Source organism: Leuconostoc pseudomesenteroides KCTC 3652 (assembly GCF_014634745.1).
GTDB classification, from domain to species: domain Bacteria; phylum Bacillota; class Bacilli; order Lactobacillales; family Lactobacillaceae; genus Leuconostoc; species Leuconostoc pseudomesenteroides.
Map to the genome: position 1 here is coordinate 106,076 of NZ_BMBP01000004.1, position 20,690 is coordinate 126,765.

A 20,690-nucleotide genomic window follows, 5' to 3' on the forward strand; every position below is an offset into this window, starting at 1 on the left:
GAACCAGTTCATCTATTGATGAACTGGTTTTTTTGTATGATTTGTTCACAAAATGGTCATCTTTTGCGCAAATTTCTTTCACCCCCCCACTTTATACTAAATGATGACGATAAAACTGGGAGTATGCTGCATGAAAAAATATGTTAGAAAAGCCATCTTATTAACGATAACTTTGTTACTGGTTGGCGCAAGCCCAGCACAAATGGTAGCTGCCGTGGCTGCTGAGCAATCTAATCTGAAATCGGCAACACACGATAAAACAAAAACGGCTGCATTGCTGGATAAAGTTTTTAAAATGCCAAAAAGACAGTCTGAGGTTAGTACCTCGGTTGATAATGATAAAGCAGAAGCTGAAGTCCAGCCAGAACCAAAGATTGACCCTGTGCCTGAGACAGATAAGCCGGATGTAGCGCAAAAAGAAAAAATAAGTGAACCGACGTTAGCACCACAGTTAAAAGCAACTGAGACAATCACAGGGACTTATGGGACGTCACCATATACGCTGGACCCAGATACCGGCATTTTGGAGTTTGGAGCGGGAACGTTGGCAGAGGGTGCCATTAATAATTCTACCGAGTTCGCAAGCTATGTCTCAATGATTAAGAAAATAAAATTTTCAACTGGTGCCAAGCTACCTTCAGATAGTCATAGTATGTTCATGTATTTACCCAATTTAGAAAAGTTTGATAGCGCGAATCTTGATACATCAGAAGTGACGACAATGGTCGACATGTTTTATGAGTCAAAAGCGAGCACACTAGACGTGAGTAACTTTGATACTGGTAAAGTAACTGATATGCGTTGGATGTTTGCGTATTCGGCTGCAACGACGATTGACGTCAGTAGTTTTGACGCGGAATCGGTCGTTGATATGGGTTATATGTTTCAAGGTTCAAAAGCCAGCATACTAAATCTGAGTGGCATTGACACGAGTGCGGTTACCGACATGAGAAATATGTTTGCTTATTCAGACGCAACGACGATCAGCTTGAGTGATTTTAAAACGAAATCGGTCACTGATATGCAGTACATGTTTGCTTATTCAGACGCAACAACGCTCGACTTGAGCAGTTTTAATACCAGTGAAGTAACTAATATGACACACATGTTTGGTGGTTCAAAAGCAACGGTGATTGACGTCAGTAGTTTTAGCACGAATGCGGTTACTGATATGCAGTACATGTTTACTGATTCAGCCGCAACAACGCTCAACTTGAGCGGTTTTAACACCGGGTCGGTAACGAATATGAACGCCATGTTTTATAATTCAGCTGCAACGACGATTAATTTGAGTGGTTTTGACACTAGTAAAGTCACTAGTATGAGGTATATGTTTTATGGTTCAAAAGCAAGCACACTAGACCTGAGTGGTTTTGATACCAGTAAAGTAAATGATATGTATTACATGTTTTGTGGTTCAAAAGCGACAATGCTAGACTTGAGTGGCTTTAATACCAGTGAAGTGACGGATATGAGTGGCATGTTTTATAATTCAGTGGCAACCACGTTATATTTGAGTAACTTTGACACTAGTAAAGTCATTGATATGAGTTACATGTTCGCTGGTTCAAAAGCAACAACATTAAACTTGAATAGTTTTGACACCAGTGCGGTGACTAATATGAGTTACATGTTTTATTATTCGGACGCAGCGACAATTGACGTTAATAGCTTTGATACCAGTGAAGTGACCAACATGAACTACATGTTTTATCAAACAAATGTGCAGGCACTGGATTTGAGTCATTTTATATTCGCCCAAGGGTGTACCGTTGAAAACATGCTATATACGTATAATCGTAGCTTATGGAAACTAACACTTGGCGCAAACGAAACATTTCATGACAACGCCAATATTCAGAATCCAACTGTGGGTTCGACTATTCCGGGAGCCAGCAACGATTACGTGAGTGGCAAGTGCTGGCAAATTGTTGGTGAGGGGACTGATCATGCGCCGACTGGGGCTGAGATTTCCGGTGCTGACATTCCAAGTGATAGCCGTGCAGTTACAACAACATACGTTTGGGAACATATTGAAAAGTGGCGTGGTGTTAATGGTAATTCACCGTGGTATTTGAATCCAGATGATGGTGTTTTGACTTTTTATCAGTCTGAAGATGGCTCGCCCACAGCGCTGGCTGAGCCAGTTTATGACAATTTGCAAAATACTTTTGGTTGGAGTTTTAGTTTAATACAATCAGTCACTGCCATTAGATTTGATGCTGACATTGCAGCGCCAGTGAATTCAAGTAATTTGTTCGCTGGTCTTGAAAATTTAACTTCATTTGATAGTACAAATCTGGATACTAGTAATGTTGAGAATATGAGTAGAATGTTTGAAGGATTATATAGTTTGTCAACGTTGAATATTGGTGGTTTTAACACGGATAAAGTAACGGATATGAGTTTTATGTTTTCAGAATTATCACTGAATAGTCTTGATTTGAGTCATTTCAATACTGATAAGGTCGAGAATATGGCAGGTATGTTTCTAATGATGACTAACTTGACGGCGTTAGATTTGTCTAACTTTGACACTAGTAATGTCAAAAATATGTTTGCTATGTTTGCATTGAATGGCGTGAGGCACTTAAATCTATCACATTTCAATACAGCGAGCGTGGAAAATATGCAAGCAATGTTTCTAGCAAGTTTCATAGAGACTTTAGACATTAGTTCATTTAATTTATCTGGGTTAAAAAACAGTCCGGAGGATGGATTAGGTACTGATTCGCCAGTTATGTTCATGTTTAGCGCGATGTCAGTGCTTGATCCTGAATCTGAACAAGCCAGCAACCTTTGGCAAGTTAAGCTTGGTGAACAGACAGTATTCCCAGACGACCCCGGATTTGAAGCAGCACCAGCCGCTGGGACAACGATTCCTGGCACAAGTTACGTCACGAATGATGCGGCTTGGCAGATTGTTGGTAATGGCACTGCCTTGAATCCAAAAGGTGACAAGGTTTCTACCACTGCAATGTGGGAAAATGCGGTTCGACCGGTAACGTATGTTTGGGCGAACAAGAATCAAGCTTCGCCAAGTATTGTATCAGTTGATAGCATTAATTTTGGCATGTTAGCAGCCAATGACTTCTTTAATGGCAATAGTCCGTTGGCAACCAACATGGCAACTGGTTCAGTAGCTTTAGAAGGTTTAGACAGCAGTAAAACGTATCATGTTACCGTGGCGCAAACAAGTGATTGGGCAACTGATGGTGAATCAGCTACGATTGCCAAGTCAAATTTGAAGATTAAATATGGCGGTAATGATTTATCAACGAGTGCTAGCAGTTTCTGGTCGGGCACATCAGCGACTGGGACCAAGAACATTGCTTTTAATCATGACACCACCAAAAATTTCAGCATTTGGTTGAACCCTAATGCTCCCTTGTCGACCAATTTATTAGGCAAACAACTAGAATCAGAATTAACTTGGACGTTAAGTGACACGCCAGAGTAATAACAGTAATGAGTGAAAATGGTACAATGAAGAAAATAGATAAAGGACTTTTTGCGTGTTAACCACACAAAACAGACATTACGATGATTATTCAACATGCCATTTTGCATATTTTAGATACGAACACAGGTAGTTTAATTGCTTCCCAAGCTGAAATGAACGTTGATAACGCCGGCGTTCATGATTATATTGACAAGATTGTCGCCAAGGTGATGCAAGGTGATATCAAGACAGGACATCTCACCGCTGACAATTATCTCAAACAAAGTTTGGCGCAAGATGATTTTGCGACCATGACCACGCAACTCGCTGCTAAATTATTTGACACAATGGCTGGTAGTGAAGCAATTCACCCCGGCGATTTGTTGAGTTTTCAAGCGACGATGGACGAAGGACCTGTATTTGGGTTGATAAAGTTGGATTTTGCGCCACGTTATGCACATGCTGTCGAATACGAAGACGACAAAATGGTGAATAACTTGGTGCTAAATCAAGCGGTTTTGCCCGCTGCGACGCAAACGGTCAGTGAAGCAATATTGGTTGATTTAAACGATGATAGTTATCAACTGCTAGAAAAGAAATACCTCATTGATGGTCACCGCGTGCCATATTTTTCCGAAAAATTCCTCGAAATAAAACCTGACATTTCGGTAAAAGAAAATATTCAAACGATTAAGCGCACAGTTAAAAACATCGCTGAAAAATACGACGAACCAGAGCATGAAGCGCTCGCCATCACACAAACCGTTATCCATGATAGCATTGAGGCGACTGGTGAAATTGACACTGACATGATCGCCGAAAAAGTTTTCACCAATAATATCAGTGCAAAGCAAGAATACACTGAAAAAGTGACCGAAAAGGCGATTCCAAAGGCTGTTGCTGTCCCCAACACGACCAAATACGAGAAAAAGTATCGCGTCCAAAAGTTTAAATTGGATTCCGGTATTGAATTATCTATTCCGATTGATATTTATCAAGATCATAGTAAAGTCGAATTTATCAATAATGCGGATGGTACGATGTCGTTGGTGCTCAAAGACATTGCGTCTATTGTCAACAAGTTCAGCGTTTAAGGAGGAAAAAGATGCCCTATCAAGATTCTTATATTGCTAAGATACGTGAAAAAGTTGGTCATGAATTTGAATTGGTGACGGCCACTACTGACACCGTCATTGAAAATCAAAAAGGCGAGCTATTGATGGTCTTTAATCGTGATTTCAATGCGTGGGCTTTCCCTGGTGGCTACGTTGAGCCAGAAATGTCGTGGCAGGAAAATGCAGCGCGTGAATCGCTTGAAGAAGGTGGTATCGTTGCGGATCCACAACAATTACAACTGATAGGAACAGTATCAGGGCGCCACTATGTTGCCCATTATCCCAATGGTGACCGCACGAAGCTCTACACAACGATTTATTTGTTAACAGCGTGGGATGATGAGTTATCCCAAATTGATGACACTGAAATTGACGCTAAGCGTTGGATGTCGCCAAAGACAATTGCCCACACACCGCTAACGTTTTCTGGGGACGCTGTTTTTAGAGTGTATCAGCAATACAAAGCAACCGGTCAAGCGCACACATTGACGGTTGATAGTATCCTACAACGCTTTCTTGACGCCCAAAATGGTGAAATCATTGGTGTGAATTCCTATCAAGATGCACTTCAAGAATTAACCAATGGGCAAAAACAAACCCATTGGATGTGGTTTGTGCTACCACAATTAAAAGGTTTGGGTAGCAGCGCGCGTGCAATGTATTATGGTATTGATGGCGAACAAGAAGCCAACGATTATCTTGCTGATGATACATTGCGTGAGCGTTTAGAAACGATTGTCATGACCACTCTGAATTTGCCTGACTCTGATCCGGTGGCATTATTTGGTGAAGTCGATGCGCAAAAATTCCAAGCAAGTTTGACATTGTTTGGTAAAGTCGCAGACAATTCTGAACTGTACCAACGTGCATTGGTGAAATATTTCAACGGGCGCTTACATGAGCCAACGTTAGCACTGTTAAAATAAACAACGCCTGCTTACCTGATGATAGGTTTAAGGCGTAACAGTATGTGTTGCAGTTGCGCTGTATCGCTAATACCTGCAATTGCAATTCTGACAAAATAATCCCTGTGCGACCGCCAGCCACCAGCTTGAAATTGGGGGCTCAACAGCACATGGATTTTTTGTTGCGCCAAATCGTCTTTAACTTTTCCAATTTCCAACTTAGGATTAATTTTGACCCATTGAAAAGGGCTGCTGGGGGCGCTGAAATCAAATATTTCACGAAAAACAGCAACATGACGTTCTATTTGTTCACTTTGGTAATGAATTAAAGGTTCAATAAGATGATGTTCAATCAGATAGCGGATAATGGCAAAGTCTAGCGTCGGTTCTTGCAAATTTAAATTAGTAAATGAATGACGCAATTGTCGATCAAATTGCTGGGCATACAAGAGAAAGGCGACGCGCAAACCGGGCGCAACAATTTTAGAAAAGCTAGTGATATAAACTGTGTTTTGTGGTGCTAAATCAATTATGGCAGGCAATTTTTGTGTATTTAAGTGTCTCAAATAGTCATCTTCAATGATAATAAAATCATGTTGCCTACTCAATCGTGCTAACTGTTGACGCCGAATCAGTGGCATGGAACGATTGGTTGGATTGGATAAAAATGGCATGACGTAAACACCGTTAATTTTTTGAGTGGTGAGTAAGTGTTCGAGTGCAACGAGATCCATGCCGTCTTGATTTTGTGCAATGGCCAACAGTTTAATATGCAGTGTTTTCGCCAATTCAATGAAATTTGAATAGGTGTATTCATCAACGACGATTGTGTCATAAGGTTTGAATAAGCCAGATAAGATGACTGCCAAGCCGCTCTGCCCGCCGCCGGTAATCAAAGTTGATTGATTTTTGTTCATGGGCACCTGTAAATAATCAAACCACTGCTGGCAAATTTGGCGGTACTGTTGGTCGTCAAAAGCGTTGGTAGAGTAGCGTGACAAAGTTGCTAATGTGACGTGTGACATAGCTAGTTTGATAGTGTTTTCTGCAAGACTATTAGGCGTGGATCCCATATTGAGAATACCCAAATCGCTGATATGTGATGCGTTATTTTGTGCTTGAATTGTATTGTCGCGCACACCATTAGGCGATACAAAAGTACCACGACCTTTTTCTGAGTAGAGTAGTCCTTGTTTGATTGCCAATTCATAAGCATGTGTGACAGTTGTGAAGTGAATGTCTAAAAAATAGGATAGTTCTCGCTGGGAAGGTAGCTGTTTATAGGGTGGCAGCATGCCGTTTTCAATGTCGTTTTGAATGCTTTGATACAGCGATTGGTAAAGCGGTGGTTGCAAAGGTAATTCGCTTGGCACCCAAGACAAGTCATCATTCATGGTTGTTCTCCTAAGTATCTGTGATTATTAAACATTATAAGGCATACAATATTTTTATTGTATGCTTTTGTATTTACTGGTAACTTGTTAGTAATCAGAAAAAGGAGGGTTTATGTATGAAAATAAGTGTCAAAGCCATTCTCATTGGTGTGCTAGCTGCCTTCTTTTTCTCACTGACCTTTATTTTCAATGAAATTATTGCGAACAAAAACGGTTTTTGGCTATGGTCTGCGTCGCTGCGATTTTTGTGGATGTTGCCCATGATGGCTGTTATTTTAGTACCACTCGGTGGGTCATTTAAACACGTGAAGCAAGCAATCAGTCGGCAACCGGTGTCATGGTGGGTGTGGAGTCATTTTTGTTTTGTGCTGTTTTATGTCCCATTATGCTTAGCAAGCGCATATTTGCCGGGCTGGTTGGTGGCAAGCGTCTGGCAAAGCACAATTGTTTGTGGTGTTTTGACGACACCATTGCTCAATTTAGGTGTTAAAGGGAAGACGTCAAGACCAAAAGTTCCTTTTCCGTGGCAAAGCTTGCCTTGGATGGGTTTAATTTTGGCTGGTGTGTTGATGACGGTCATGCAATATATGGGGACAATTCATATCACTGGGCATATCTACTTAGCCTTGTTGGCAATTCTTGTTGGGGCGATTTGTTATCCTTTGGGAAATCGTCAAGTCATGATGATAGCGCCCAAAACGAGTGGGATTGAGCGAATCTGGGGGATGTTGATTTGTACAACACCGACTTGGCTATTGCTTGCGGGGATTAGTTTTGTTGTCAACGGCACCCCTAGCAGCAAAACAGTTATGGCAACTTTTCTGGTGGCGCTGTCTTCAGGTGTTATTGCTACGGCACTCTTTTTCCACGCAACCTCAATGGTTTTTAAGAACATCAAATCATTAGCCAAAGTTGAAGCAACACAAGCGATGGAATTAGTTTTTTCAATCATTTTGAGCGTGATTGTTTTACATCATCCGTTCTCGTTTGGCTGGCAATTTTGGGGCGTTTTGGTGATTATTGTCGGTATTGTTGGGATTAGTTTGCGCGATTAAAAAAAGTAGTCCTCTGACTACTTTGGGTTTGACTATGCTTTGGCTTTGGGGGCATGCAACACGAGACCATGCTCTGGTGTTCGGGCGTTGATGACAATGTCTTCCACCTTGAAGATATGTGCCAGTTCATCTTCACTGAAGACACCTTTATTTTCAGCGATCTGGCGTAGCGATTTGCCAGTACGTAGGGATTCTTTAGCAATTTTGGCAGCTTCTTGGTAGCCGATAATTGGTGCCATTGCGGTGGCAAAACTAGCTGACAAATCAATATCCTGTGACAAACGTGATTTGTTAATGGTGATACCATCAACCGCATTGATACGTAGTGTATCCATTGCACGGGTCAAATGTTCAATACCGGCAATCAGACTTTTGAAGATAATGGGCTCAAAAGCGTTGAGCTCAAGCTGTCCAGCCTCCGCCGCTGCTGTAATGGTCGCGTCAAAACCGATCATTTCAAAAGCGACTTGGTTGACTACTTCTGGAATGACTGGGTTAACTTTACCAGGCATGATGGAAGAACCGGCTTGTTTAGCCGGTAGATTGATTTCATGGAGACCAGAACGTGGACCGGAACTAATAAGTCTTAGATCATTTGACATTTTTGATAGGTTGACCGCCAGTGACTTAAGAGCACCTGATAGCGCCACAAAACTATCTAAATTAGAGGTGGCGTCAAATAAATCATGTGCCTGTGTCAAAGGCAAGTTGGTGATACTAGCAAGGTTTGGGACGATGTGGACTTGATAGTGATAGCTGACATTGATACCTGAACCAATGGCCGAGCCGCCCATATTAAGCATATATAGCGCATCGCGGGCGGTTGTAATCCGTAGCATATCACGTCGTAAAGGCTTTAGCCATGCATGAAAACTATTACCAAGCGTCATTGGTACGGCGTCTTGTAACTGTGTGCGACCCATTTTGTAAGTCGTAGAGAACGTGTCAGCTTTGTTGCCAAGTGCGTCAACTAGCGATTCTAATGATTCAAATAGTGGTGTCAGCAGACGAATCAAGGCAATTTTGCCAGCGCTTGGATAGGTATCGTTGGTACTTTGACCCATATTAATATGATCATTGGGATTGATGCGTTGATAGTCGCCACGAGCGCGCCCAATTTGCTCTAATGCAATGTTGGCAATGACTTCATTGACATTCATATTGGTGCTTGTACCAGCACCACCCTGAATGTCACTAATGGGAAACATACGAGAATCAATTGGTTGCTTGAGAAGTAATTTAGTTGCGCTAACAATATGCTTGGCAATAGAACGATCTAAATTTCCTGACGTGGCATTTGTTTGGGCAGCTGCTTGCTTAATTTCCAAAAAGGCGCGAATAATTTCTGGGTGAGTGACATTATCTGAAATCGGGAAATTATTCAAAGCTCGCTGGGTATGAACACCAAAGTAGACATCTTTGGGTAGTTCGATCTGACCAAGTGAATCTGATTCTGTACGCATGTTGGTTCTCCTTGCAGGTTATGAGAATAGTTTACCGCATAGATCGAGTATACCAATTATCTATGTTATGTTTTGTGACATCAAAAAAAGGCCCCTCAAGGTGCCTTAATAATTTCAACGTTATTCTCATGACCAATCACAATTTGATTGACGACATCGGTGAACAAACCGTGTTCGACAACACCAACCATACCAATAAGTTCTTCACCCAAAGCCCTTGGGTCTTCAATGACTGGCAAATGCAAGTCAATCAAGAAGTTTGCCGAATCGGTTCGGACAGGATTACCATTTTGGTCTAATCGCCAAGTTGGGTGGAATCCATCTGCGGTAAAGCGCTTGAACAATTGTTCAGAACCATAAGGAATGACTTCCACGGGTAAATATTGTTCGAGTTTTGGGACACGTTTGGTTTGGTCAATGACCCAGATGTTTTCACGTGAATTGAAAGCAACAATTTTTTCCCATAAGAGAGCGGCTCCGCCACCTTTAATGGCTGAAAAGTCGTCGGCCACTTGGTCGGCACCATCAATCGTCAAATCAATTTTGTCGACATCATCGACATTATACATGGGAATGCCTAGCTTAGCCGCATTACGACGGGTTTTCTCGGAAGTTGGGACGCCAACAATTTTGAGATTCTCATTGGCAACACGCTCACCCAATGCCGTGATAACGTGGGCAATGGTTGAACCAGAACCGATGCCAACCACCATATCATCTTGAACAAATTCAGCGGCACGTCGGCCAGCAATAATCTTTTGCAAATCTTGTGTTGAACTCATGACTTGTATTCAATCTCCTGATAAATGTCGGGATTGCGGAAAAACAAAGTGCGCGCGTACGAGCAGACGGGTTTCACTGTCTGACCATTGGTTTGTGCTTCATGGACGACAGTATCGACTAACTGGCGTGCGACGCCTTGACCACGTAGTGACGGGTCAACAATTGTCGAGTTAAGTGACAAGGTTTTGCCATCATTAATTGTGGTATAGAGCACTTCTGCAATTGTTTTGCCGTCTTTTTCCAAAAAATAACGACCATTTTCATGTTGAAAGTCCATAATGATTTCCTCTGTCTACATTATAACAATAGAAGAGCAGTTAAGTGACAAAAATGCTGTCTAAAATTTGACCAAAATAACGTATAATGAAATATAAACAATTAATGAGGTATTTGAAAGATGACACGTGGTTTTGAAATAGTAAGTCAATATGCTAATGCTGGTTTAAACTTGCCTAAGCGAAGCACAACACAAGCGGCTGGATATGATTTTGAAGCATCAGCAGACGTTACCTTGCCAAGCGTTTTGAGTAATCCTTTTTTTAAGGGACTCAACATTTTATCCCTTGGTAAACTAAAAGGTATCCGTGATGATGCCGATTTACAAGACCTTTTAAAGCCTGTTTTGGTGCCTACTGGTATTAAAGCATATATGGCTGAGGGCGAATATTTACAGCTTGTGTCACGTTCTAGCGGTCCAATCAAAAAGCGTATCATGATGCCAAATGCAATTGGCATTGTAGACGCCGACTACTATAATAATGACGCTAACGAAGGGGAAATTTTCTTCCAGTTCATTAATTTTGGCATCAAAGATGTTCACATCAAAAAAGGTGAACGTATTGGTCAAGGCATTTTCTTACCATACTTGTTAGCTGACGGGGACGATCAAGTTGCCAAACAACAACGACAAGGCGGATTTGGGTCAACGGGTCAAAATTAATGGCAGATGAGGCGACAGATATTGTTTGGCGAGGGGTTGAACACGATTTTAAGTTGCGCGTGACAGGCGCCTTTTTTAACGAACAACATCAGGTGGCGGTTAATGTCGACAACGACCATCATTTTTCAGCCCTACCGGGCGGCAAAATTAAGTTTGACGAAACAAGTCAAGTTGCCATTGTTAGAGAATTTGCTGAAGAAATGGGCATTCACGTCCGACCGGTACGATTGATTGCCATCACAGAAAATTTGTTTGTTTTTCGTGGCAAGCAGACGAATGAAATTAATTTCACTTGGCTGGTTGAGCAGGCTGATCAGACCAAGTTATTTGCTAAAGATGCGTGGGAGCAAACTGTAATATGGCGTGATACCAATGATTTAGCTGACTTTAAGCCAACAGCATTGCAGGCGGTTATACGTGAATTACCTACTGCGCCAATCCACCTCATGAATCAAGATTAGGAGAGCAATTCATCACATGCAACAAAAGATAGGTGTTTTAGCAGATGTTCATGGTAATTTAACAGCTTTAGAGGCTGTGATTGCTGATGCCAAGGCGAATGGGGTGACTGAGTTTTGGTCATTAGGTGATATCACAACGTTTGGCCCTGGCACGGTAGCGAGTTACCATTTGCTGCAACAGGAGAATACTACGGTTTTCTTACAAGGCAACTGGGAATCAACTTATTTTGAAATTGAAGCTGGCGAACCAATAGATTTTGGTAATGCTAAGGACGTTGCCTTTTTGGCTTGGATGTCACGCGAATATGCGGCATTTAATCAGTCAGAGATTGATCAAATTAGGCAGTTACCAATTAAGCGTCGTGTTGAACGCGCAGGGTTAAAAATTGACCTCATGCATAATCAGCCCAATAAGAATTATGGTGGTGATTTATCGCCCGACGCACCACAAGCCAACTTTGATAAAGTATTTCAAGGTAGTGATGCGGACATGGCAATATATGCGCATGTTCATGCTCAAATCATGCGATGTGACAACATTGTTTATGAGCCATATCGGATGCACCGTATTTTGAATACTGGGACAGTGGGACAATCGTATCAACTGACGCAACAAGGTATGATTGCACAGTATTTGTTATTGACATTAGACGATATTGTTGGCGTGGCGAGTGCTGATTTTCGACGGGTCAATTATGATACATCACTTGAAATAGCGCGTGCCCAGCAAGCTGACTGGCCATTTTCTGAGTCCTATATTCGAATGTTAAAAACAGGTCAATTTACACGTGACGCTGATAGTTTGGCGGCGGACAAACGTTTTCCAGAGTATCAAGCGCAAGCCCAGTCATTTTATCAACAGCTGAAAGGAGAATAACTATCGCTAAAGTTAAAACGCAATTTATATGTACTAATTGTGGGTTTGTATCAGCTCGTTATCTTGGGCGTTGCTCGAATTGTGGTGAGTGGGGGACATTAGTTGAAGAAAAAATTCAACCAGAAACCAATGATCGCAAGAGCCGTGTCAGCCTTGATGGTCGAACGGCCAAAGTTGAAAAAATTAACGAAGTAACGTCTGAGGCGACCCCACGGGTGGCAACGCAACTAAAGGAGTTAAATCGTGTCCTTGGTGGCGGTGTCGTACCGGGATCAATGGTACTGATTGGTGGCGATCCGGGTATTGGTAAATCAACGTTATTGCTCCAAGTGTCAGGGCAATTGGAGCAAGCGGGTCGTGTTTTGTATGTAACCGGTGAGGAATCTGCGACCCAAGTTAAGTTGCGCGCTGATCGTTTGGGCGTTGGGCATGACGAATTTTACCTTTATCCGGAAACGGATATGACGGCTATCAAAAAACAAATTGAAAGTTTACAGCCGGATTTTGTGGTGATTGATTCGGTTCAAACAATGCAAGAGCCAGATATCACGTCCGCCATTGGCTCGGTCTCACAAATTCGTGAGGTGACGGCTGATTTGCTGCAAATCGCCAAAACCAATAATATTTCCATCTTTATCGTCGGTCATGTGACCAAAGATGGTGCTATTGCGGGACCAAAAATTTTGGAACACATGGTAGATACGGTATTATATTTTGAAGGTGATAGTCACTACAAATACCGTATTCTACGTGCTGTCAAAAATCGTTTTGGGGCGACTAACGAATTAGGCATTTTTGAAATGCGTGATGGTGGGTTAATTGAGGTTGCTAATCCTTCTGAAATTTTCCTTGAGGAGCGCTTGGCTGGTGCAACCGGATCGGCCATTGTGGTGGCATTAGAAGGATCACGCCCAATTTTGGTTGAGCTGCAGGCCTTGGTCACACCGACTGTATTTGGGAATGCGCAACGGACCGCTGCTGGATTAGATCGTAACCGTGTGTCACTTATTATGGCTGTGCTTGAGAAACGTGCTAATTTGCTACTGCAAAATCAAGATGCCTATTTGAAGGCGGCTGGGGGCGTCAAACTTGATGAGCCAGCCATTGATTTGGCAATTGCAATTGCGATTGCGAGTTCTTACTATGATAAAGAGTCACAATCTAGTGATGTATTTATTGGTGAAATTGGTTTGACTGGTGAAGTGCGCAGTGTTGCTGATATTGAAGGGCGTTTAAAAGAAGCAAAAAAGCTTGGTTTCAAACGCGCAATTGTACCAAAAAACAATTTAAATGGGATTACCAAGCCGCGTGATATTCAAATCGTTGGCGTCGCAACCTTGAGCGAAGCGCTTAAAATTGCGCTAGGGTAATATTTAAAAAGCCAGTTTAACTGGCTTTTTATTTTGTCAAAAAATGAGAATGATTTCACAAAAAAATATCAAAATAGTCGTTGAAAATTCATAAAAGGGTGTAATAATGAAGTTTATGTTAAAGAAAAGAGAAGAAATATGACAAGAAAAATTGTGAATAAGGTAGTGGGAGCTTTGGTTGTTTTTCTAGCCATCTCGCCGTTATCTACAGCATTTGCTGATAAGAGTATCAGTTATGATAATGACGTCAAGGCAAGCAAAAGTTACACAATGGATAATGGTAAACAAATAAATATTTCTGACCAAAATATTGAACATGATGATGGTAATTCAAAAGGAGATACTTCACCGGCGATTGAGGGTAACAAGGATATTTCGTTAATTAACACAGATGATTATTTGTTGATTCCTCATACGAATGGAAAATGGGAAAAGATAGACAAAAATGATTTGTTTAATAAGGCAGTCACGCGGGGAAATGGCAATCAAGTCTTGATGAGTTCTGCTAATGGTGGTGTTGTGGTTCCAAATAACGCGTGGGATAAAAATAAAGGACATGTCGCACTTTTGCAAGCTGAAGCGTGGAATTATGCTCAAACAATCAAATTGTATTCTGCAATGAAGGCAGCGATTGCTTCTTCAAAACCAGTTGGTTCAGTAGTATCTGATTTGTTAGCAAAAGTTCCAGAGCTTGGCTGGTTGTTAAGCGTAATGGCAAAAATTGATGCCAATGATTTTAACCATGTTTGTTCTGAATATCGAGATGCAGCAGACAAAGTAACGGATCGTGGATTTGGCTTAGTGACAACTAATAATCAAAATCCTATGGCTCAGACAGTTGATCCCCATATACATGATTGGTTTTATAATGATTCCTGGGAAAGCCCTGAAAAGGCGCTCAGTGTTCCGGAGGGTTCTGACTCCAGAACGCCAAATAATTGGCCCGGAGGACTGAATTATATTCGTCAAGATTTTTACGGTGGTTGGTCTTGTGATTATAATGTAAGTGCCAAATGGGTAGGTGTTGGTAAAGCTACTAAATATTAACGGGGAAAATAAAAATGAAATATACAAAAAATTTTTTTTCAGGACGTTGGGGAATTTATTTTGCAGTCACTGTTGTGGCAATTATAGCAACATCATATTTCCATAATCTAATTTCTTTAGCAGAAGCTGCTATTTATGGTTGTGGTGGCTACCTCTTAGCTAATTCCGATCGTGAACTCAAGCAACTGAAACGCCAGCTTAAAGACAATGACGTTGCCAACAAAAACGTGACACATAATTTATAAATCAAAAAGGACTGCATCTATGGGAATGTGGTCCTTTTTGCAACTTCTAAGCGACGTCGATAAGTGGGTTTTTATTCTTTTGAAATGCGACAATGATCAGATGAATTACTATTGTCACAATGCCAATGGCGAAAAGTTGAAGCCAGAGTGTTTCTGTGTGATTGCCACCGTACAAAATGTTGTAATCAGCGCGAATCGAATAAAAACAAGGTGAAATATTACTCATGGCTTTGAAAAATCCAGGTAAAATCGGACGTGGAATTAAGCCAGCACCAGACACAACTTGCGTCAGCATGAATGGCATATTGATCATGATACCCAGCTGACCTAATATCAATGAGAAAATTAAGTTGACGTTTAGGGCTGCGAACAATTCTAGTGTGTGTGAAAACCATAGTTGCCAATAGACGTTCGTGCTGAAATGAATCATGCTCTTGCTGAGACCAACAATCAATAGAGGTGCAAACATGGCAATCATAACAATAGCGATTTCAGTGTAAACATACGACCGCCAACGACCAATTAATGGTGCAAATGATTTATATGCCATTACAATGAGCATGGCTGCAATCATTGAACCAATATAGAAAGATAGTGACATAAAGAAAGGTGCCATGCTGTGTTGCATGCCGGTTGGCACTTTGTTGACCTTCACAATATCATATTGGTATGATTTGGCAACATTAGCGTAGGTTTGGTTAATTTTTGTAGTTGCTGCTTGCTGGGTTGCCTTGGCTTTTGCTAAAATAGCGTCCTTTTGAGTAGGATTTGCTGCAATCAAAGATTTTGTTTCGGTTTCTAATTGAGACAGGGTTGCTGCTGATAAGACGCCTTTGCCTTGCTGAAGTAAGACATTTTTTTGTACCTTGGCACCAACTGATTTTGACACGGTTTCCATAGCAGAGACGGCAGTCGTTGGATTAGCATAGTTGATATAAAACTTTAATTTGGCTGTACTTTTGCCATCTATTTTTTTCAAATTAGCATTGAAGTTTTGGGGAACGTTAATAATCAAATAAATTTTACGATCATTAAGTTGCGCTTTTGCTTCGGACAAACTGAGATTTTTCTTGATATGTTTAAATGGCAAAGCGTCTTCTAGTTGATGAGCGAGCTTTGTGCTATCTTTGTCTTGACTAACGACGGCGACGGGTAATTGATCAATTTTACTAGGAACCGCTTTGTAGCCAGAAAAATAAATACCGACCATTAATAATCCGTAAAATAAAACGATGATGAGTGCGCCAATCACACCCTTGTTGAGCAGAAATTTTTTGAAATTCATGTGGCTCTCCTTTTTATTTGCTGACAACAGAATAGCACTATTATGTTCTGCATGCAAGTGCTTGCTTGCATTTATGAATAACAGTCTTTTAAAATAGAAATATGATAATATAGCTAAGAAGAGGTGTGATATGACAACTAATCCAACATCAAAACAAGATTTGATTTTAAATGCTTTCATTACTTTGTTAATTCAGGGTGGCTATCAATCGGCAACTATCAATAAGACAGCCGAAGTGGCTGGTGTTAATCCCAGTACGATATTTCGTAAATTCACTGATAAAGAAGGATTGCTTTCAGCTGTTGTCGAGCGTCATTTGCACGACTTATCGACCATTTTTGATGGCATGGTTGTCATCGGTGACGTCGAAAAAGATTTGATGACGATGTCTCAAACTTATCAAGAATTTCAAGCCAATCATCAAGAAATCGTTCTAGTTGGGGTCCAAGAATCATTTAGAATGCCAGAAATGAGCCGAGCAGTTGAAGAAATACCCCTCCAATTCAAGCAAATGTTAAGAGAATATTTTACGGATATGCGCGCACAACACAAAATTAGTGACCAAGTCGACATTGAAGCAGCCACTATGAATATGATTTGGCTAAATTTTGGTTACTTTTTAGCAGCTATTCGCTTTGAAAATCCCGATTTAGTGACGCCACCTGAAGATTTTTATGACAAACAAATTCGTTTTTTTGCCAAAAGTTTATCAGTATGAATAGCATTCGCCTTGCTATTGGAACTAGCTTACTGATTGTTGTATACTAGTAGCTAGACAAATCGTGATTACATCACAAATAGGAGATTGATAACACATGACAGAAGACATTCGTGTCCGCTATGCGCCGTCACCAACGGGACATTTACATATTGGTAACGCGAGAACTGCAATTTTTAACTGGCTTTTTGCGCGCCATTATAACGGCACATTCATTATTCGTATTGAAGATACAGATTCAGCACGTAACATTGCTGACGGTGAAAAATCACAGCTGGATAACCTAGCTTGGCTTGGTTTGGATTGGGACGAAAGTCCTGATAAGCCAGGAGATTATGGTCCTTATCGCCAATCGGAACGTAATGAACAGGGTGTTTATCAAGAATTTATTGATGCTTTGCTAGCCAATGGACAAGCTTACAAGTCATACAAAACATCAGAACAACTAGCTGCAGAGCGCGAAGCACAACAAGCTGCCAAACAAGCACCACATTATATTTATGAATATGAAGGCTTGACTAACGAAGAACGCGAAGCTAAGTATGCTGAATTTGAGGCGCAAGGGCTTAAGCCGGTTGTGCGTTTCCGCGTACCAGAGGAAAAAGTTTTTGCGTGGGACGATATTGTTAAGGGTCACATTGAAATTGGTGCCAAGGAAGTTGGTGGTGATTGGGTCATTCAAAAAGCTGATGGCATGCCAACTTACAACTTTGCCGTGGTAGTGGATGATCATTTGATGAAGATATCTCACGTTTTGCGTGGTGATGATCACGTTTCCAATACACCAAAGCAAATGATGATTTACGATGCTTTAGGTTGGGACGTGCCAAAGTTTGGGCACATGGCATTGATTATCAATGGTGAGACGGGTAAAAAATTGTCAAAGCGTGATGAAAATGTTTTGCAATTTGTCGAACAATATAAAGAACTCGGTTACCAACCACAAGCAATGGTTAACTTTATTGGCTTGCTAGGCTGGTCACCTAAGGGTGAGGACGAAATTTTCTCACTTGAAGAATTTAAAAATATGTTTGATGAGACACGCTTATCAAAAGCCAACGCAAAGTTTGACCAAAAGAAGTTGGAATGGATTAACAACCAATGGATGCGCCGTGACACAGATGCTGTTATGCCACAGTTAATTCAAGAACTAGTGAATGCTGACTTGATTTCTGAGTCCGATGCGCAACTCAAAAAAGATTGGTTAGCCGACGTTATTAAGATTGCTGGGGTTGATGGCATTTCCTATACACGTGAAATCGTTGCATTAGTGCGCAAGCCTTTCTTTGAACTTGGTGACGTGACTGATGAAATGGTTGACTATTTGACTTCCGACGATGGTCGTAAAGTCTTTGATGCTTGGGAAGCCGCATATACAGCTTTGCCAAATGATGCCACAGCAGAAGACTACATGTCAGCCATTCGTGGCATTCAAAATGATTTGGAAATTAAAGGTCGCAATTTGTGGAATCCAATTCGTATTGCCACAACTCACGAAATTCAAGGTCCGAACTTACCAGAAATGTTAGTAGTTTTGGATAAAAATACTGTTCTACAAACAATGGCTGACATTAAACAAAAATATTTGAACTAACGATAGGCGCCACGATGTGGCGTTTTTTGTTTGCAGTGCCTCATGAAAAGCCCCAAGCGTTTGACGAGTCCTGTATAATATAAGTAAATATGTTTACAGGAGACAATGTATGATTCAGGTATTCAACACTTTGACTCGCGAAAAAGAGGTGTTCAAGTCAATAACACCGGGCAAAATTAACATGTATGTTTGTGGACCAACGGTCTATAATTACATTCATATTGGTAACGCTCGTTCAGCGATTGCCTTTGATACGGTGAGACGTTATTTTGAGTATCGTGGGTATGATGTGAATTATGTCTCTAATTTCACAGATGTTGATGATAAAATTATTAACCGCGCCCAAGAAGAGGGCATTTCAGAAATGGCAGTGGCTAATAAGTATGCCGATGCTTTTCATGAAGACACACTGCCACTTAATATTAAGCCTGCAACTGTTCGATCACGTGCTACCGAGGTGATTCCTGAAATTATTACCTTTGTCCAAGACTTAGTTAATAAAGGCTATGCTTATGAAGTTGAAGGGGATGTTTATTTTCGTGCTAAAAAGTTCAAGGGCTATGGCATTTTAGCACATCAAGATTTGGCTGAAATGGAAGCAAACGCCGCAGGGCGTCTGGATGATGAAGAAACGGCTCGTAAAGAAGATCCGATTGATTTTGCAGTTTGGAAAAGTCAGGAAAATCCAGACGTTATTTCATGGCCATCACCTTGGGGTAACGGACGACCGGGTTGGCACATTGAGTGCTCGGTCATGGCACAAAAATATTTGTCAGATACCATTGATATTCATGGCGGTGGTATTGATTTGGCCTTTCCGCATCATACAAATGAAATTGCGCAATCTGAAGCGCATACGGGGCAAAAGTTTGTTAATTATTGGATGCATAATGGTTTTGTTAATGTTGATAACGAAAAAATGTCCAAGTCATTAGGCAATTTCACCACTTTGCATGATATGTTGGCTAACTATGATGACCCAATGGCTATTCGTTATTTACTTGCGACAACACAGTATCGGCGACCAATAAACTATGCCGAAGAGACATTGGCTCAAGCGCGCGCAGAATTAGACCGTATTCGTACAGGTTACCGGAATCTTGAGTTTCGCTTGGGATCAGCCACATCGGGTCATGATGATAGTATAGATCAAGCGGTGAATACCCAAAAAATTGCGTTCGAGACCGCAATGGATGATGATTTTAACGCCCAAAACGCAATTGCTGCTGTATTTGAACTTGTAACGTTAGCTAATACTTATGCGGAGTCTGATACGGTTAAGCAATCGTCTGGTAATCAGCTACTAGAAACACTTCAGATGTTAATGCAGGTATTTGGTGTGGACATTCTCAAAACACAAACTTCTTTAAGCCCTGAACAGAAACAGTTATTTGATGACAGAGCAAATGCTAGAAAATCACATGATTTTAAAAAATCAGATCAATTGAGAGATGAATTAAACGCCCAAGGGATTATCGTAGAGGATACGCCACAAGGACAGCGCTGGCATAAAGCATAACCCAACAAAATATCAATCAATCAAACCGATAACTTAGACTAAGAAAAACAGGTCAAAGGTTATCGGTTTTGATTTTGACGATAACCTCTCTTTTAAAATATTAAGATAAGGTAAAGGGCGGGGCGGATGAAGCGAACGAGGTGAAGGAATTAAGGGGTAAAAGGGAGTAAAAAGCGAACGTAAAAGGAGAAAAGGGAGATAGAGGGAGGAAAGGACAAACGGGGTAAAAGGGAGGTAAAAGAAAGGGAAAAAGGAGTTGACGAGGCGGGATAAAGTTGGTATATTAATATATGTTCTGACGCAGGCAAAAGCGAGTCAGAGCGAGCCGAAAGCTTGAGTAAGTCAACGAAAGAAAGGCGAGCGAAAGGTGATAAGATAATATAGTTGTCTCAAGGGGCAATAAGTAGCACATTGAAAACTGAACAAAACTTTGAACAAACGAATCTGTGGCTGTTACTTAGGTAACAAAAACAAATT

18 protein-coding genes are annotated in these 20,690 nt (G+C 41.1%); 13 read left to right on the forward strand and 5 right to left on the reverse strand.

Annotated elements, in window-relative coordinates; translation table 11 throughout:
• Window positions 1-130: 130 nt before the first annotated feature.
• The 3 genes from IEU65_RS06035 to IEU65_RS06045 all read left to right on the forward strand — a co-directional run bounded on the left by IEU65_RS06035 (window position 131) and on the right by IEU65_RS06045 (window position 5,483).
• Window positions 131-3,460: a BspA family leucine-rich repeat surface protein gene (locus IEU65_RS06035; RefSeq protein ID WP_010276067.1), complete on the forward strand. Its 3,330-nt coding sequence runs from the start codon at window positions 131-133 to the stop codon at window positions 3,458-3,460.
• An 83-nt stretch (window positions 3,461-3,543) separates the two neighbouring features.
• A complete protein-coding gene (locus tag IEU65_RS06040; protein ID WP_010276063.1) occupies window positions 3,544-4,536 on the forward strand; it encodes a nucleoid-associated protein in 993 nt (330 codons plus the stop codon).
• Between the two features lie 11 nt (window positions 4,537-4,547).
• On the forward strand, window positions 4,548-5,483 hold the full coding sequence (locus tag IEU65_RS06045; protein ID WP_010276059.1) for a DUF1810 family protein: 936 nt from the start codon (window positions 4,548-4,550) through the stop codon (window positions 5,481-5,483).
• Between the two features lie 11 nt (window positions 5,484-5,494).
• Here IEU65_RS06045 and IEU65_RS06050 read toward each other — a convergent pair whose 3' ends face one another.
• Entirely contained in the window at window positions 5,495-6,856 is a 1,362-nt protein-coding gene (locus tag IEU65_RS06050) for an aminotransferase-like domain-containing protein (RefSeq protein WP_010276056.1), read from the reverse strand.
• A gap of 116 nt (window positions 6,857-6,972) precedes the next feature.
• On the opposite strand from IEU65_RS06050, the gene IEU65_RS06055 reads away from it, so the two are divergent.
• Entirely contained in the window at window positions 6,973-7,911 is a 939-nt protein-coding gene (locus IEU65_RS06055) for a multidrug resistance efflux transporter family protein (RefSeq protein WP_010276053.1), read from the forward strand.
• Window positions 7,912-7,943: 32 nt separating this feature from the next.
• Here IEU65_RS06055 and IEU65_RS06060 read toward each other — a convergent pair whose 3' ends face one another.
• The 3 genes from IEU65_RS06060 to IEU65_RS06070 form a co-directional block, all read right to left on the reverse strand.
• Complete coding sequence (locus IEU65_RS06060; protein ID WP_010276050.1) at window positions 7,944-9,374, reverse strand: aspartate ammonia-lyase; 1,431 nt, start codon at window positions 9,372-9,374, stop codon at window positions 7,944-7,946.
• 95 nt (window positions 9,375-9,469) lie between these two features.
• Window positions 9,470-10,156, reverse strand: coding sequence for a ribose-5-phosphate isomerase RpiA (gene rpiA, locus IEU65_RS06065; protein ID WP_010276046.1), 687 nt, complete (start codon window positions 10,154-10,156; stop codon window positions 9,470-9,472).
• On the reverse strand, window positions 10,153-10,434 hold the full coding sequence (locus IEU65_RS06070) for a GNAT family N-acetyltransferase (RefSeq protein ID WP_010276042.1): 282 nt from the start codon (window positions 10,432-10,434) through the stop codon (window positions 10,153-10,155). Before IEU65_RS06070 ends, rpiA begins: the two co-directional genes overlap by 4 nt.
• 120 nt (window positions 10,435-10,554) lie before the next feature.
• On the opposite strand from IEU65_RS06070, the gene IEU65_RS06075 reads away from it, so the two are divergent.
• The 6 genes from IEU65_RS06075 (at window position 10,555) to IEU65_RS06100 (ending at window position 15,097) form a co-directional block, all read left to right on the forward strand.
• The gene (locus tag IEU65_RS06075; RefSeq protein WP_010276038.1) at window positions 10,555-11,097 is read left to right on the forward strand and encodes a dCTP deaminase/dUTPase family protein; all 543 of its coding nucleotides are present in this window, start codon (window positions 10,555-10,557) and stop codon (window positions 11,095-11,097) included.
• Window positions 11,097-11,558 carry an NUDIX hydrolase gene (locus IEU65_RS06080; protein WP_010276035.1) on the forward strand — a complete coding sequence of 154 codons (462 nt, stop codon included), beginning with the start codon at window positions 11,097-11,099 and terminating at the stop codon, window positions 11,556-11,558. Before IEU65_RS06075 ends, IEU65_RS06080 begins: the two co-directional genes overlap by 1 nt.
• Before the next feature lie 16 nt (window positions 11,559-11,574).
• Entirely contained in the window at window positions 11,575-12,435 is an 861-nt protein-coding gene (locus IEU65_RS06085) for a metallophosphoesterase family protein (protein ID WP_010276032.1), read from the forward strand.
• Window positions 12,436-12,437: 2 nt separating this feature from the next.
• The gene (gene radA / locus IEU65_RS06090; protein WP_168441512.1) at window positions 12,438-13,805 is read left to right on the forward strand and encodes a DNA repair protein RadA; all 1,368 of its coding nucleotides are present in this window, start codon (window positions 12,438-12,440) and stop codon (window positions 13,803-13,805) included.
• A gap of 138 nt (window positions 13,806-13,943) precedes the next feature.
• Window positions 13,944-14,852 carry a hypothetical protein gene (locus IEU65_RS06095; RefSeq protein WP_010276025.1) on the forward strand — a complete coding sequence of 303 codons (909 nt, stop codon included), beginning with the start codon at window positions 13,944-13,946 and terminating at the stop codon, window positions 14,850-14,852.
• A 14-nt stretch (window positions 14,853-14,866) separates the two neighbouring features.
• The gene (locus tag IEU65_RS06100) at window positions 14,867-15,097 is read left to right on the forward strand and encodes a hypothetical protein (RefSeq protein WP_010276022.1); all 231 of its coding nucleotides are present in this window, start codon (window positions 14,867-14,869) and stop codon (window positions 15,095-15,097) included.
• Between the two features lie 46 nt (window positions 15,098-15,143).
• Here IEU65_RS06100 and IEU65_RS06105 read toward each other — a convergent pair whose 3' ends face one another.
• Window positions 15,144-16,382 (reverse strand): YhgE/Pip domain-containing protein, encoded by a 1,239-nt coding sequence (locus IEU65_RS06105; protein WP_010276018.1) that lies wholly within the window; start codon window positions 16,380-16,382, stop codon window positions 15,144-15,146.
• Window positions 16,383-16,512: 130 nt separating this feature from the next.
• On the opposite strand from IEU65_RS06105, the gene IEU65_RS06110 reads away from it, so the two are divergent.
• The 3 genes from IEU65_RS06110 to cysS all read left to right on the forward strand — a co-directional run bounded on the left by IEU65_RS06110 (window position 16,513) and on the right by cysS (window position 20,213).
• The gene (locus IEU65_RS06110; protein WP_010276014.1) at window positions 16,513-17,100 is read left to right on the forward strand and encodes a TetR/AcrR family transcriptional regulator; all 588 of its coding nucleotides are present in this window, start codon (window positions 16,513-16,515) and stop codon (window positions 17,098-17,100) included.
• A 97-nt stretch (window positions 17,101-17,197) separates the two neighbouring features.
• Window positions 17,198-18,694, forward strand: a complete 1,497-nt coding sequence (gene gltX, locus IEU65_RS06115) for a glutamate--tRNA ligase (RefSeq protein WP_010276010.1) — start codon at window positions 17,198-17,200, stop codon at window positions 18,692-18,694.
• Between the two features lie 109 nt (window positions 18,695-18,803).
• A complete protein-coding gene (cysS, locus tag IEU65_RS06120) occupies window positions 18,804-20,213 on the forward strand; it encodes a cysteine--tRNA ligase (protein WP_010276006.1) in 1,410 nt (469 codons plus the stop codon).
• Window positions 20,214-20,690: the final 477 nt, after the last annotated feature.

Coding starts and splice junctions, on each gene's coding strand:
- IEU65_RS06035 (WP_010276067.1), top strand. CDS start 131: ATGAAAAAATATGTTAGAAAAGCCATCTTATTAACGATAACTTTGTTA.
- IEU65_RS06040 (WP_010276063.1), top strand. CDS start 3,544: ATGATTATTCAACATGCCATTTTGCATATTTTAGATACGAACACAGGT.
- IEU65_RS06045 (WP_010276059.1), top strand. CDS start 4,548: ATGCCCTATCAAGATTCTTATATTGCTAAGATACGTGAAAAAGTTGGT.
- IEU65_RS06050 (WP_010276056.1), bottom strand. CDS start 6,856: ATGAATGATGACTTGTCTTGGGTGCCAAGCGAATTACCTTTGCAACCA.
- IEU65_RS06055 (WP_010276053.1), top strand. CDS start 6,973: ATGAAAATAAGTGTCAAAGCCATTCTCATTGGTGTGCTAGCTGCCTTC.
- IEU65_RS06060 (WP_010276050.1), bottom strand. CDS start 9,374: ATGCGTACAGAATCAGATTCACTTGGTCAGATCGAACTACCCAAAGAT.
- rpiA (WP_010276046.1), bottom strand. CDS start 10,156: ATGAGTTCAACACAAGATTTGCAAAAGATTATTGCTGGCCGACGTGCC.
- IEU65_RS06070 (WP_010276042.1), bottom strand. CDS start 10,434: ATGGACTTTCAACATGAAAATGGTCGTTATTTTTTGGAAAAAGACGGC.
- IEU65_RS06075 (WP_010276038.1), top strand. CDS start 10,555: ATGACACGTGGTTTTGAAATAGTAAGTCAATATGCTAATGCTGGTTTA.
- IEU65_RS06080 (WP_010276035.1), top strand. CDS start 11,097: ATGGCAGATGAGGCGACAGATATTGTTTGGCGAGGGGTTGAACACGAT.
- IEU65_RS06085 (WP_010276032.1), top strand. CDS start 11,575: ATGCAACAAAAGATAGGTGTTTTAGCAGATGTTCATGGTAATTTAACA.
- IEU65_RS06095 (WP_010276025.1), top strand. CDS start 13,944: ATGACAAGAAAAATTGTGAATAAGGTAGTGGGAGCTTTGGTTGTTTTT.
- IEU65_RS06100 (WP_010276022.1), top strand. CDS start 14,867: ATGAAATATACAAAAAATTTTTTTTCAGGACGTTGGGGAATTTATTTT.
- IEU65_RS06105 (WP_010276018.1), bottom strand. CDS start 16,382: ATGAATTTCAAAAAATTTCTGCTCAACAAGGGTGTGATTGGCGCACTC.
- IEU65_RS06110 (WP_010276014.1), top strand. CDS start 16,513: ATGACAACTAATCCAACATCAAAACAAGATTTGATTTTAAATGCTTTC.
- gltX (WP_010276010.1), top strand. CDS start 17,198: ATGACAGAAGACATTCGTGTCCGCTATGCGCCGTCACCAACGGGACAT.
- cysS (WP_010276006.1), top strand. CDS start 18,804: ATGATTCAGGTATTCAACACTTTGACTCGCGAAAAAGAGGTGTTCAAG.